Here is a 13,951-nt window from a genome sequence, read left to right on the forward strand (position 1 = left end):
CTAGGACACCGCGTCGAGCGCTTCGGGAAGCGTGAATCGCCCGGCGTACAAAGCCTTGCCGACGATGCAGGCCTCGGCTCCCGACGTCGCAAGCGCGCGCAAGTCCTCGATCGACGACACTCCCCCGCTGGCGACGATCTTTGCCGCAGTTCGCGCCATTACATCGCGCAGCAAATCGACATTCGGTCCCTGGAGCATCCCGTCGCGCGCGACGTCGGTGACCACATACCGCGCGACCCCCGCCGCGTCCAGGCTCTCCAGCGTCGGGTAGAGATCGCCCCCGTCCTCGGTCCAACCGCGCGCCTGCAAACGCTCACCGCGCACGTCCAGTCCTACGGCGACCACATCGCCGTGGCGCGCGACCGCCTCCTCGACGAAGGACGGGTCGCGAAGTGCTTGAGTGCCGAGCACAACACGCGCCGCGCCTGCGCTCACGGCCCACTCGATCGCGTCCAAGGAGCGGATCCCGCCCGAGCACTGCACCGGAATAGACAGCGCGCCGATCACTTGAGCAATGACCTCGCGGTTCTTTGGAACGCCGTCGAGCGCGGCATCAAGGTCGACGATGTGAAGCCAATCCCCGCCCTGGGCTTCGTACCGCTTGGCGACCGCAACGGGGTCGTCGTCGTAGACGGTCTCCTTCGCGAAATCGCCCTGAACAAGGCGCACGCAACGACCGTCGCGGAGATCGACGGCAGGCAACAAGATCATCGGCTACACATCCTCACGAAGTTCTCCAACACCAACCGACCGGCGTCGCCGCTCTTCTCGGGGTGGAACTGCGTCGCAACCATTGCGCCGCGTTCCGCGGCGCAGGTGAACTTCAAACCGTACTCCGTCGTCGCAGCCGACACGGCGGCATCGGCCGGCACCGGATAATAAGAGTGGACGAAATAGAAGTACGTCCCCGGATCGACGCCGGCGAACAAACGACTCGACGCGAGCGGATCCACCTGATTCCAGCCGATGTGAGGGATCTTGACGGCACCGGGAAGACGCACGACTTCCCCCGCGAGCACTCCCGCTCCCGGCAACTCCGACTCTTGGGATCGCTCGAAAAGCAGTTGCAGACCCAGGCAGATTCCGAGGTACGGACGCTCGGCCGCGATCCATTCACGGATCACGTCGATGCGCGAGCCCAGGTTCGCGACGCAGGAGCCGAATGCCCCTTGACCGGGAACCACAAGCGCATCGGTGTTCGCGCTCGGCGTCTCCTCGACCCGCACCCGGGCGCCCGTGCGCTCGAGCGCCTTCGCTACCGACCGCAAGTTGCCCATCCCGAAATCAAGGACGGTGATGCTCGGAGTCACAGGCGTCCCTTGGTGCTCGGCAGGCCGCCACCCACGACACGGCAGGCTTCACCAAGCGCGCGCGCCAACGCCTTGAACTCCGCCTCCACGATGTGGTGTGGGTTCCTGCCCGCCAGCATGCGCACGTGAATCGTCGCACCGGCGGACTGCGCGACCGCCCGAACGAACTCCTCGGTCAGGCGCGTGTCGTACGTCCCGATCAACTTGGCCTTGGCATCCACGTCGTGCACCAGGAACGGACGTGCCGACAAGTCGACCACGACCTGAACCAGCGCCTCGTCCAACGGAACGACGGCGCTGCCGAAACGCGAGATGCCGACCTTGTCTCCCAGCGCCGCCGCAACCGCTTCACCGATCGCGATGCCGGTGTCCTCGACGGTGTGATGCGCGTCGACCTCCAGATCGCCCTTGGCGCGCACCTCGAAGTCGAACCCGGCGTGCTTGCCGAGTTGCTCCAGCATGTGATCGAAGAACGGAATCCCCGTCTTCGCCTTGGACTTGCCGACACCGTCCAGGCTCAGACTCACTTCGACCCGGCTTTCCTTCGTCGCGCGCACAACGCGCACCGAGCGCTCCCCGCGATTGGAGATCTGCGACCCTTTCGCCACCTTCGCGCGCGATGCGCGAGGACGCTTCTCAGTCGGCATCCGAAAGCACACTCCTCAAGTTCTCGACGAAGGTCGCGTTCTGATCCTCCGTCCCCACCGTGACCCGAAGGGCGCGCGGGATCATCCCGGAGAAATCCCGCACGAGCACTCCGGACTCCGCAAGCGCGCGCCAGATCTTGGTCCCGTCCCACTGCGTCCGAAACAGCAAGAAGTTCGCCGCCGACGGGAACACCTCAACCCCGGGAACGCGAGCCATCTCTTGAGCAAGACGATCTCGCTCCGACACAATGTCGGCAACGCCGCGAAGGATCACTTGCTGGTGGTGCAACGCAGCTTCGCCCGCAGCTTGGGTTAGCGCCGACACGTGGTATGGAAGCCGCACGACTTGGATGGCCTCAACCAGCCATGGGTGCGCCAGCATGTATCCGATGCGCGCGCCGGCCAAGCGCCAGGACTTCGAAAAGGACCGAACAACGACCAAGCGCTCGTGCTTGGGCAGCAACGCGGCGGCGCTGTCTCCGGCGAAGTCCCCATACGCCTCGTCGACCACCACCAGACCCGGCCCCGAGTCCAACGCGGCCTCGACGACCGACAGCGGATGCGCGTTGCCCGTCGGGTTGTTCGGCGAGCAGATGAACGTGATTGCGGGCGGGTCAAACGACACCCCCCAGGCCACCGTCTGTGCGTCGAGAACCCACGGCTCGGGCACTTCGCGGGCAACGATGGGCGTGCCTGTGACGATGGCGATATGCGAATGCATCGCGTAGGTCGGTTCGAACAGCAACACCGGGCGCCCGGGTCCGCCGAAGGCAAGCACGAGCGTTTGGATGACCTCGTTTGATCCGTTGGCCACCCACACACCCTCGGCCGGCCATCCGTGACGCTCGCCGAGTCCGGCGCGAAGCGTGCGGACCTCCCGGTCGGGATAGCGATGTAGCGCCAGCGCGACTGCACGTTCACCGAGTTCCTTCGCGAACGCCTCCGGCGGAGGCCACGGAGATTCGTTGGTGTTCAGACGAATCGGCGCATCGATCTGCGGCGCGCGGTACGGCGGAATCCCCCGAAGGTCCTCGCGGATCTCGAAGGGCCGGGTCACGCCCCGTCCTCCAACCGCACACTCAGAGCGCGCGCGTGCGCATCGAGCCCCTCGGCCCGGGCAATCGCAAGCAGCGCCGGCGCGACATCGTCGAGTCCGGCTCGATCGAACAAGACGACCGCGGTTGACTTGACGAAGTTCGACACTCGAAGCGGCGACGCGAAACGCGCGCTTCCGGCGGTGGGCAGCACGTGATTGGTGCCGGCAACGTAGTCCCCGAGCGCGACCGGAGTGTAAGCACCGACGAAGACCGCGCCTGCGTCGCGGACCGAAGGCAGCCACGACTCGGCGTCGCGCACGATCAACTCCAGGTGCTCGGGCGCGAACGCGTTGGCGACCTCCATCGCGCGCGCGATGTCCTCCACGATGAGCGCGCGACCTTGCCCGCGCAATGCGGCTTCGACGTCATCACGCCGCGAGGCCCGCGCGCACTCGCCCTTCAGAGCATCGTCCACCGCGTCGGCCAGCGACTCGCAATCGGTGATGAGAATCGCGGTTGCGAGCGGATCGTGCTCCGCCTGTGCAACCAGGTCGGCCGCAACAAACACGGCCGACGCGGAATCGTCGGCCACGATCGCGACCTCGGTCGGCCCCGCGAAGGAATCCACACCCACATCCATGCACACCTCGTGCTTGGCGAGAGTCACCCACAAGTTCCCCGGACCAACAATGACGTCCGCGCGCGCGATCGACTCGGTGCCGTAAGCCATTGCGGCCACCGCTTGTGCCCCGCCAAGCGCATACACCTCGTCAACCTTCGCCACCGCGCACGCGACAAGCGTCGCCGGGTGAACCTCGCCCCCCGGCGCCGGCGGCACGCACACCGCAATGCTTCGCACCCCCGCGATGCGGGCCGGCAGCGCCGTCATCAGCACCGTCGAGGGATAGGCGGCGCGACCTCCGGGCACGTAGCAACCGGCGCGCTCGACCGGACGTGACTCCTCCCCGACCCAGGCGCCCTCGGCACCGATGCGCCAGAAGGGCGTGCGCTCCTCGGCTGCCTGGCGCTCGTGGTAGGCGCGGATGCGCGCGGCGGCCGACTCGATGGCTTCGCGCAGCTCCGGATCGCATTCCTCCAGCGCGGATTGAATGCGCTCGGCCGGCACACGCACGGACGCCGGCCTGACGCCGAAACGCTCCTGGAACGCCAGCGCAGCCGCATCGCCGCCTGCACGCACGCCGGCCACGATCTCACGGACCACGGCGCGCGCGGCCTCGCGGTCCAACGCGGCGCGCGGAAGATACGCGGACGGGTCGTCCGCGCGCCCTCGAAGATCTACTCGGGTCAGCATGCGGCCACGTATCCTAGCCGAGCGCGCGCGCCCGAACGCTCGGTTTCCGTGGCGCCGACAGGGTCAGGGCTTGCGCTCGAGCGACGAGACATCGGCGCCGCGTGCGCGGATCCGAGTGATTGCCCGGTCGTGCAAATCGACGAGTTCGGCGCCGATCCTGGCGAGTTCCTCCACCTCGCTGCGCGCCTCGTCGATGTCACCCCCACTCATTCTGTCGACGGTCTGAGCCAGTAACTGCCCGCGCAAACCCGCCGACATCCCGACCTCGGCAAGCTCGTCCAGCGTGATCCGCAACAGCCACCGGACGCGGCGATCAGCGGTCTCCTTGGGGACCTCACGCCGCTCCCTCTTTTCCGGGATCTGCACGCCCTCGGCGAAATGCGCACGAACAAACGCCTCGAAACGCTCCCCCTTGGGGATGCCGAGCTTGCGGCGGATCGCCTGTTTGTGGCTCTCCAGCGTCCCAAGGGCGATCCCGAGCGCCTCACACGCCGAGCCAGGAGAGACTCCCTCGATCGAGAGCGCGATAACGCGCCATTCCTGCGGCGTAATGCGGCTTGCCCTTGATGCCAGCGAGTCGTCCATTGCCCCCCGCTCCCTAATACCTAACCCAGACCACGCGGTCCGAGCAGGACCTTCAACTCAGCGTACAACTCATTGCGGCGTTCCACGGCGAACTGCTGCGGCAAGCGCAGAGTCTTTGCCCCCGTCGCCGACTTCAGTCTCAAGTGAACCGGACTCAGCCCGGGGTGCGATTCCAGTACGCCTTTGAGCCGCCCGACGAACGTCTCGGTGCAAGCCTCGCTCGGCATGGTGAGCACCAGCGGCTCCGTTGCGGCGTCCACATTCAGCGGCCGCACGTCGTGCGCGACGATCTTGGCAGTGTCCTCACGCATGTCAATCCTGCCCTTGGCACACACGATCGCGTCCGGCACGAGCGACACCTGGGCCGCAGCGTACGCACTCGGGAAGACCACAACCTCGACCGCCCCTTCGAGATCTTCGAGCCAGAACACTGCCATCGGATCACCCTTGCGAGTGAATCGCTTCTGCAATCGCGTGACCAGCCCGCCGACCGACACCGCATCCTGATCGCTCATCGTCGCCACGTCGCAGACCCTGTGGTCGGTAGCGCCGCGCAGCGCCGCCTCGACGGCCAACAACGGGTGGTCCGACACGTAGACGCCGAGCATCTCCTTCTCGGCGGCCAGCAGGATGTTCTTCGGAATCTCCGGACCCGGCGAGGGATCGACGTCGTCGAAGGCCTCGGGCTTAGAAGCAAAGAGACTGAACTGACCCTGATCTTCGGCTTTGGCCTTGGCGACTGCGTGGTCGGCCACCAGCGTCGCGGCTTCCGACAGCACGACGCCCTTGTCGGGGTCACGCTGAAGCAGGGCTGCACGATCCACGCCCAGCGAGTCGAACGCGCCCGCCTTCGCCAGGGACTCGATGACGCGCCGGTTCAAGCAGACCGGATCTACTTTGCTGCAGAAGTCGGCGTAGCCTGTGAAATCACCCTTCTCGCGCCTTGCGGTCAGGACTCGCGCCACCACGTTCTCTCCGACGTTGCGGACGGCGGACAAGCCGAATCGGATCGTCCCCTCACGGGTCGGAGTGAAGTCGGAGTCGCTCACGTTGACATCCGGAGGTTCAACCGTGATGCCCATCGCCCGACATTCGGCAAGATACGGCGCGCTGCGTTCGACCTTGTCCTTCACGCTCGTCAACAGCGCGGCAAGGTACTCAACCGGGTAGTGCGCCTTGAGGTAGCCGGTCTGATACGAGATCAGCCCGTAGCAGCACGAGTGACTCTTGTTAAAGCCGTAGCCGGAGAAGTGGTCGATCATCTCCCACAACCGGTTGGCGAGTCCGCTCTCGTAGCCGCGCGCCGCGCTCCCCTGCAAGAACTTCTCGCGCTGCGCCTGCATCACGTCGACGATCTTCTTGCCGATCGCCTTTCGGAAACTCTCGGCCTCAGCGGCCGAGAAACCGGCGATATCCGAGGCGATCCGGATCACCTGCTCCTGGTACAGGATGATCCCATAGGTGTCTTTGAGGATCGGTTCCAGGTCGGCGTGCGGATACTCGACCTTGGACAATCCGTGCTTTCGGTTCGCGTACTCCAGGTGCATCTTCGCCCCGAGCGGACCGGGACGGTATAGCGCCACCAGCGCCATGACGTCCTCGAAGCAGTCCGGCTGCAATCGCTTGACCAACTCGCGCATCCCGGGCTCTCCGAGTTGGAAGACACCAACGGTGTCACCCCGAGTCAGCAGCGCGTAGGTCAGGGGATCGTCGAGCGGGATTGCGTCGATGTCCACATCGACGCCGCAGCGTCGCACGTGCTCGAGCGTGTCGGTAATGACCGTCAGATTGCGCAGCCCCAGGAAGTCCATCTTCAACAGTCCGAGGCGCGCCACGGCATTCATCTCGTACTGGGTGACGATGCCGCCGATCTGCTCGTTGCGAGACACCGGCACATACTCGGTCAGCGGCCGATCGCCGATCACCACACCCGCAGCATGCACACCCGCCTGACGCCGCAACCCCTCAAGACCGCGCGCGATGTCCAGCACGCGTTTCGAATCCTCGTCGCTTCCGTATGCCTGACGCAGATCGGTCGCGTTCGGGTACGCCTCGTTGCGACCCGCGCCCTCAGGCCATTCGAACTTCGACTCGAAGCACGCTGCAAGCGGCGGGTCCTTACCAAGGATCGACGGTGGGTACATCCGCGCGAGGCGATCGCCTACCGCATAAGGCATCCCCAACACGCGCGCCGCGTCTCGGATCCCCTGCTTACCCTTGATCGTCGAGAAGGTCACGATCTGAGCGACGCGATCGTCGCCGTACTTATCCGTGACGTAGCGGATGACGTCGCCACGGCGCCGATCGTCGAAGTCCATGTCGATATCGGGCATCTCTTTGCGGCCGGGATTCAAGAACCGCTCGAAGATCAGGCCCCAACGCATCGGATCCACTTCGACGATTCCCAGGCAGTAAGACACAATCGACCCTGCCGCGCTCCCGCGCCCGGGTCCGACGCGAACTCCGTTGGTCTTCGCGAAGTCGATGAGGTCGGCCACGATCAAGAAGTACTCGGCGAAGCCCATCGACTGGATGACGCCGAGTTCATAAGTGACTCGATCGATCACGTCCTGCGAAAGGGGGTCGCCGTACCGACGTGCCGCTCCCTCAAACGTAGATCGCCGCAAGTACTCGACGACGTCCTCGCCGGTCGGTGGGACGAACTGCGGCAACCGGTATACCCCGAACTCCAGCTCCACGTTGCAGCGCTCTGCGATCGCGAGCGTGTTGTCGCAGGCCTCCGGGAAGTCGGAGAACAAACCCCGCATCTCCTCCGGTGTCTTGAGATAGAACTCCTCGCCGTCGAACTTGAAACGGCCGGGCTCGTTGATGGTCGCACCCGTCTGCACGCACAGCAGCACGTCATGCACGACGCTGTCCTCGCGGCGCACATAGTGCAAGTCGTTGGTTGCCAACAGCGGTGCCCCGGTCCTGCGCGCGACATCGATCAAGTCCCGGAAGATCGTGCGCTGGTCGGCGATTCCGTGGTCCTGCAATTCCACAAAGAAGTTGTCCGGTCCGAAGATCTCCCGGTACTCGCCGACCACGTTCGCGGCCTGTTCGACCTGTCCTTGCAGCAGGAGTTGCCCCACTTCGCCCGCGAGACACCCCGACGTCGCGATGATCCCCTCAGCGTGCGCGGCAAGCAACTCCTTGTCGACGCGGGGCTTGTAGTAATAGCCCTCGAGGTGCCCGAGCGACACGAGCTTCATCAGGTTGCGGTACCCCTGCTCGTTTTGGGCCACCGCGGTCATGTGGTGGTTGGAGTCCTTCTCGCGAGACGACTTCTCGTGCCGCGAGCGGGTGGCAACGTACAACTCCGAACCGATGATCGGCTTTACTCCGTACTTGCGCCCAGTGCTGTAGAAGTCCACGGCGCCGTACATCACCCCGTGGTCGGTGACGGCAAGCGCGGGCATACCCATGCGGGCGGCCTCGGCGAATAAGTCGTCGATACGGCTCGCCCCATCGAGCATCGAGTACTCGGTGTGCGTATGGAGATGTACGAAGTTGTCCGTCACGCCGATGGGTGCCCAACCGCCGGCGGGGAAGACGAGCCGGCTCGAATCACAGAGATGTCATTCTAGCCGCCGGCCTCGGACGCGCCAACCCCTCGCTCAGGTCGTCGCTCCGCGGGCGCTTCAACAAGTCCAGGAACCGCGGCATTGGTCCAGGCTACTCGCGCGCGCGCGCAAGTGCCGCCGCAAGCTCTGCCGGCAGTTCGTCTTCCAGGACCAGGCGCGCGCCGGTGACCGGATGATCGAACTCCAGGTGCGCAGCGTGCAGGAACGGCCGGTCCAGCCCGAGGCGCGCGGCCAGGGCCTTCGTGCCGCCATAGGTTGGGTCCCCCACAACCGGGTATCCGGCCGCCGACAAGTGCACGCGGATCTGATGGGTACGTCCGGTCTCGGGCCGCACTTCGAGCAAAGCCGTGCCTGCATGCCTCTCGACGACCCGGAAGCGCGTGACCGCCGGACGCCCTCCGGCCACGACCCCCATCTTGGTGCGCTCGCGCGGGGACCTTCCCACCGGAGCGTCAATAGTCGCGGTCTCGGTGTCCGGGAGGCCCTCGACCAGCGCAAGGTAGACACGGGTCACTTGGCGCGCCGACATCTGCTCGACGAGGCGCGCGTGAGCCCCGGCGTCTTTGGCAACGATCATCAGTCCGCTCGTGCCTGCGTCAAGACGGTGGACGATCCCCGGTCGGTTCGCGTCTCCTCCCATCGGCCGGGCTCCGGCGCGCGCCAGCAGAGCGTTCACCAGCGTCCCCGACGGGTGCCCCGGCGCCGGGTGCACGACCAACCCCGCAGGTTTGGACAAGACGATCAACCACTCATCCTCGAACACGGCGTGGATTGGGATCTCCTCAGGCTGCGGCCCGGCGTCCGGCTCGGGAAGCTCGACCCGCACGTTCGCACCCGCCCACACGCGCGCCGACTTCGCCAGCGGCTCGCCGTCCACGGTCGCCCCGCCGGAGGCGACCAGGCGCGCGGCCACGGTCCTAGAGATCCCGGCCTGTTCGGCGACGACCGCGTCCAGGCGTCGCTCGCCGTCCTGCGGTGACACGACGAACTCAAGCAGCGGCATCGTGCATGCCCCCGCGCTTCCACGTGGTGACGGCCAGAAGCAGCCCCCCGACGACAACCGCGACGTCGGCCAGGTTAAAGACCGGCCAGACGACGAAATCGATGAAGTCCACGACATGGCCTCGAAACAGCCCCGGCGCGCGCACGACGCGATCGGCGAGATTGCCCAGCGCGCCGCCCAAGACCAGGCCGAGTGAAACCGCAGTTCCCCAGTCGCGTACCCGAGGAGTCATCCGCAGGATGACCACCGCTATCCCCGTCGCGATCACTGTGAACGCGACGGGGAAGTGCGTAAACAGGCTGAACGCCGCGCCCGGGTTGCGCTGCAGGGTCCAGTACAGGATTCCGTCGATCGCCGGACGCGGGAGCCCGGGCGTCAATTCCGCGACCGCGACGACCTTGGTGACCTGATCGGCGGCAAGACAAGCCGCCGCGATGCCCAGTAGGGCAACGGGAGCTCGATTCCGGCGGCCCGGCTTTGTGGAGGTTCGCACGTCGCAAGCAGGCTAGCGGCCCCGGAGCGCCGGTGCACCCGGCTACAGCTCACCCCAGCGCAGCGGGGTCACGCCACCCTGCACCGACGGAGCCCCAAACTCCGCCCTGATGACGACCGATCCCGTAACCGAGTTCGCCGACACCGGCGACCCCAGCGTGCTCGAGGTGCCCGCGGCGACGACCGAGCCGATGATCGTTCCGGACCCAGGGATATCCACTTGCTCGCCGGCCAGGATCATCCCTTGCACTTCCCGGGTCGTGCCCCCGGTCAGGCGCACGTCGCGCTCGGCAACGATGGCCACACCCTGCTTCCACGCCCGCAAGACGACGTTGGAACTGATGGCGAGGTCGCCGTTGATTAGGTTGGACCCGGCCTTCAGCCCCTCGACAACGATGGTCGCGCGCCACGGATTCGAGACCGACCCGATGTTGCCCGAGATCGCGACGTCGGACCGGTAGACGTAGAACCCCCCGTCACCAACCTCGTCGCTGGTGACGATCCAGCGCGCGCCGGCATACCTCCACCCGTTCCACCCCCTGGCCAGCCCCGTCCCAGCGACGACCCCGGCGCACGCGACGGCCGCCGTCACCCGCACCGTCGCGTCGGGGCACAGGTCGTAATCGGTCATGCTCCGGAACGCGACAGCCGACACGGCGGGGACCGGGACTGTGGGGAAGCCACCCCCGGTTACCCCGCCGATGGTCGGATTGCCGTTGCGCTGGAAAGAAGCGGAGGCCGTCGCGTCTCGCTCCACGACCGCGTTTCCGCCGACTATCAAGTCACCGTTGGAGTGAACACTTCCCCCGAGCCCGGTCACCGCAGAGGTGCCCGACAGCGAGAGCGCCCCCTGCGTCAGCAGCGCACGCGGCCCCGATGCCCGGACGATCCGGAAGTCGACGCGAACCACCCGCGTCGAACGAGGCGCCGCGCGCGTCGGTACGTACCCGACGCCGAATCCCACGCCGCCACTCGCGGGAACCACCCACGAGAACTCCCCTTCGCGCGCGCGCTCCAGCGGCGCCGACACTGCGGCGGCCAGGACCCAAGGACGGTCCATGGTCTGCCCCGCAGCGATGCCGGTGTTGTAGGTGTTATCGGCCGCGACCAGGCCCAGCGCGCGCGAAGCGCCGGACTCGGCCAGGTGAACGGCCTGTTCCCATCCCCGCCGCTGAGCGCTTTGGCGCAGCGACCCGCTCGCGCTCGTGAGCGCCGTCGCCGCCGCGAGCGACATCACGGCACTGGCCAGCACAACGGTAATCATTGCCACGCCGCGCTCTTCCGAAAGCCTACGCATTGCGCGCAAGCACCTCCGTCTCCACCAAAGTAGCCCCAGGGGCCGAGTGGGGACTCACATCCACCCACAAGGACAGGCGCATCACGACCCCTTGGTTTGCCGCTGTGACTCGCAGCGTCGAGGACGGCTGAACTCCGGTCACGAGCACCCGTGTGGCCGCCTGCCAAGCGCGCGTCAGCACCCACCCCGACCCTCGCCGGACGACAGCGTAAGTGACGATTTCGCTCGACTGCTGCACAGCATCGTGATTCACGTCGTACCAAGCCAGCGCCTCTCCGGCACCGCCGCCTTGCCGGAGCGCGTCGGCGGATCGCACTTCCTTTGCCAAGCCGTCCAGGGCTGAGCGCGCGTCGTCCACCGCGCGCGAGAGGTTCGTCGAAAGCTTCTCGGATCGCTCCGCGGTAGTCATGCTGGAGAGAATGGGCGTCAGCACCACCAGGAAGATCGCGCCGGCCACGACCGCCTCGGCGACGCTCGCCCCGGCCTGGGCACCCAGCAGTTCACGCACCCTACGCACTGAGGAACTCCGCCGGCCACACCCACGCCCACGCCGCGGACACCTCGTCGCCGAGGTCGCCTTCGATGCGGATGTAGGTCACGCTGAGTGAGCCGTCGATCTCTCTGCGCTGATCGTTCAGAACAATGCGCCATCCTGGGATACGGATCTCGGTACCCGGCGACGGATTGACCCGCAACACCCCGTTGACCGTGACCGAACCAACCGCGCTCACGCTCATACCGGCGCGCGACGAATCGGCCTGCACCCGGACCCCGGCAGCCTGAACCGACAGTCCGACGAGGTTCACAGACAGCGAAGACATTGAGGCCTCGGAGTGAGCGACGGGCCCCGCGACCACGCCGGCAGCAGCGCTCCCGGTCGCCCCGGCGAGCCCCTGCGCCGGCTGGAAAGAAGCGAAGCCCGTGGAGCCCGACCCGCCGGAGGACTCCGCCTCAACGTACGCCTCGCGAACCGCCACACCACCAACTCGCCCCAGCAAGACGGCCGCCGCCGCGCCGATGTCCTCGGTCACCGGATGCACCAGCGTGCTCAGTGAACTCACGTGTGGGACCCCGGTCTCGACCCAGGCGACCAAGACGCTCAGGCGCCGGATCGCCCCACCGGCGTCGGTGACGTACGCGTGCACCAAGTAGTCAACCCCGTCATAACGCCGTGTGGTCACAGGCGGCGTCACCGCGCCTTCGGCGTCGTAGACGACCGCCTCCGGTGCGAGTGGGCCGCGCCCATCGGGGTCGTACCTGCCGCCGACGATCAGCGGATCCCCCGCCAAAGACCCCGCCGGATGCGCCAGATTCGCCCAGCCAAGCCCTCGCATCGTCTCGATGGTCCCGCGGGCCGCCGCGTTCGCCTTGACCAGGGAGCGCGCATAGCGGTTCCCCGTCTGCGCCGCTCCCAAGGCATGCGAAATCGCACCGATCAAAAGGGACGCCAGGCCGGCCGCGATAATCAGCTCTACAAGGGTGAATCCATGCTCACCGGGTTGGAGCGGCCGACCCCGGCCTGGGGCTTTGGTCTCCATTGCCCCAAGTCTCGGACGCCCGAAGCGCGGCCTTTAGGAACGATCTGAACTAATTGCCGAGAGTCGGCTGGCTACCGCGTGCGTTCTTCTTGCTGTTTGCAGCGAAGACACAGCGTCGAGTACGGCAGGGCCAGGAGACGAGCCTTGGGAATCGGATCCCCGCATCTCTCGCACAGGCCGTACGTTCCGCGAGCGATCGCGGCGAGCGCGTGAGTGGACTTATCCACGAGGTCACGGATGTTGTAGCCGATCGACAGTTCCTTCTCCCGCTCGAAAGTGAAACTGCCGGCGTCGGCGTACTCCTCGTCGAAGGAAACCTCTCCCGACATCTCCGACTGCGAGATGTTGAAAGCACCTTCGTCGAGATCGGCAGCCTGGCGCGCGAAGTCCTCCCGCTGCAGCTCAAGCGACACCTTGAGGGCGGCGATCTCCTTCGGGGTCAGCTCCGGCTTGCTGGGCTTCTTCGGTGCCGGCGGCGCCACAGGCGCCGGGCTCTTCACAGGCGCGGCCTCGGCGAGTGCGGGCGCGGCAGGTGCAGGAGCCTTAGCAGTCGTCTTCGATGGTGCCGGCGCGGCGGCCGGCTTCTCGGCCTTTGCCAACTTGAGGGCCGGGGCCGCCTTCGGGGCCACCTTTGACTTCGGGGCCACCTTTGACTTCGGGGCTGCCTTCGGGGCCGCCTTTGACTTCGGGGCCACCTTCGGGACCACCTTCTTTGCCTTCGCGATCTTCGCCGCCCGGGGAAGTTTCGACGACGCAGTCTTCTTCGCGACACTCGAACTCGTCGACACCTTGGTCGCGGCGGGCTTGGTGGTCTTCGCGCTCTTGCCGACGCCGGTGGCCTGCTTCTTCGAGGTCACAGCCTTCTTCGAGGCGGTGCGCCCGGGCGCAGTCTTTCTTGTGGCGGCCTTCTTGACCGCCGCAGTGGCGCGCTTCACCACCACCGAAGCACGTGACGCCGGCTTGCTTGCCTTGCCCGGCTTGGCTGCAGGCGCAGTCTTCTTCTTCGCCGACTTCCCCGAGGCACGGGGTGACGGGGCTGTCTTATTGGAGGCGCGAGCCACGGGGCTCCTTTGGCGCGACGGTCACGGTGCCGGACCGGCCGGCAAGGTGCCGTAGGGTAGCATCGGCGGTATAGCCAGTCAACAA

14 protein-coding genes are annotated in these 13,951 nt (G+C 66.5%); 1 reads left to right on the forward strand and 13 read right to left on the reverse strand.

Annotation, left to right across the window (positions count from 1 at the left end):
- The 13 genes from hisA to WDA27_01455 form a co-directional block, all read right to left on the reverse strand.
- Entirely contained in the window at positions 1-711 is a 711-nt protein-coding gene (gene hisA / locus WDA27_01395) for a 1-(5-phosphoribosyl)-5-[(5-phosphoribosylamino)methylideneamino]imidazole-4-carboxamide isomerase (protein MFA5889600.1), read from the reverse strand.
- On the reverse strand, positions 708-1,310 hold the full coding sequence (gene hisH, locus WDA27_01400; GenBank protein MFA5889601.1) for an imidazole glycerol phosphate synthase subunit HisH: 603 nt from the start codon (positions 1,308-1,310) through the stop codon (positions 708-710). The genes hisA and hisH overlap by 4 nt, the downstream gene beginning before the upstream one ends.
- Positions 1,307-1,957: an imidazoleglycerol-phosphate dehydratase HisB gene (hisB, locus tag WDA27_01405; GenBank protein ID MFA5889602.1), complete on the reverse strand. Its 651-nt coding sequence runs from the start codon at positions 1,955-1,957 to the stop codon at positions 1,307-1,309. The genes hisH and hisB overlap by 4 nt, the downstream gene beginning before the upstream one ends.
- On the reverse strand, positions 1,947-3,014 hold the full coding sequence (gene hisC / locus WDA27_01410) for a histidinol-phosphate transaminase (GenBank protein ID MFA5889603.1): 1,068 nt from the start codon (positions 3,012-3,014) through the stop codon (positions 1,947-1,949). The genes hisB and hisC overlap by 11 nt, the downstream gene beginning before the upstream one ends.
- Complete coding sequence (hisD, locus tag WDA27_01415) at positions 3,011-4,306, reverse strand: histidinol dehydrogenase (GenBank protein ID MFA5889604.1); 1,296 nt, start codon at positions 4,304-4,306, stop codon at positions 3,011-3,013. Before hisD ends, hisC begins: the two co-directional genes overlap by 4 nt.
- Positions 4,307-4,369: 63 nt before the next feature.
- Positions 4,370-4,891, reverse strand: coding sequence for a hypothetical protein (locus WDA27_01420; GenBank protein ID MFA5889605.1), 522 nt, complete (start codon positions 4,889-4,891; stop codon positions 4,370-4,372).
- Positions 4,892-4,911: 20 nt separating this feature from the next.
- Entirely contained in the window at positions 4,912-8,412 is a 3,501-nt protein-coding gene (dnaE, locus tag WDA27_01425) for a DNA polymerase III subunit alpha (protein ID MFA5889606.1), read from the reverse strand.
- Positions 8,413-8,566: 154 nt separating this feature from the next.
- Positions 8,567-9,478, reverse strand: a complete 912-nt coding sequence (locus WDA27_01430) for an RluA family pseudouridine synthase (GenBank protein MFA5889607.1) — start codon at positions 9,476-9,478, stop codon at positions 8,567-8,569.
- Positions 9,465-9,971 carry a signal peptidase II gene (gene lspA / locus WDA27_01435; GenBank protein MFA5889608.1) on the reverse strand — a complete coding sequence of 169 codons (507 nt, stop codon included), beginning with the start codon at positions 9,969-9,971 and terminating at the stop codon, positions 9,465-9,467. The genes WDA27_01430 and lspA overlap by 14 nt, the downstream gene beginning before the upstream one ends.
- 42 nt (positions 9,972-10,013) lie before the next feature.
- The gene (locus WDA27_01440) at positions 10,014-11,267 is read right to left on the reverse strand and encodes a hypothetical protein (protein MFA5889609.1); all 1,254 of its coding nucleotides are present in this window, start codon (positions 11,265-11,267) and stop codon (positions 10,014-10,016) included.
- Complete coding sequence (locus WDA27_01445) at positions 11,260-11,784, reverse strand: hypothetical protein (GenBank protein MFA5889610.1); 525 nt, start codon at positions 11,782-11,784, stop codon at positions 11,260-11,262. Before WDA27_01445 ends, WDA27_01440 begins: the two co-directional genes overlap by 8 nt.
- Entirely contained in the window at positions 11,777-12,805 is a 1,029-nt protein-coding gene (locus WDA27_01450; protein ID MFA5889611.1) for a type II secretion system protein, read from the reverse strand. The genes WDA27_01445 and WDA27_01450 overlap by 8 nt, the downstream gene beginning before the upstream one ends.
- A 71-nt stretch (positions 12,806-12,876) precedes the next feature.
- Complete coding sequence (locus tag WDA27_01455; protein MFA5889612.1) at positions 12,877-13,218, reverse strand: TraR/DksA C4-type zinc finger protein; 342 nt, start codon at positions 13,216-13,218, stop codon at positions 12,877-12,879.
- A gap of 1 nt (position 13,219) precedes the next feature.
- Here WDA27_01455 and WDA27_01460 point away from each other — a divergent pair, with 1 nt between their 5' ends.
- Positions 13,220-13,921 carry a hypothetical protein gene (locus tag WDA27_01460; GenBank protein MFA5889613.1) on the forward strand — a complete coding sequence of 234 codons (702 nt, stop codon included), beginning with the start codon at positions 13,220-13,222 and terminating at the stop codon, positions 13,919-13,921.
- Positions 13,922-13,951: the final 30 nt, after the last annotated feature.

It is taken from the genome of Actinomycetota bacterium (genome assembly GCA_041658565.1).
Classification (GTDB): Bacteria; Actinomycetota; AC-67; order AC-67; family AC-67; genus JBAZZY01.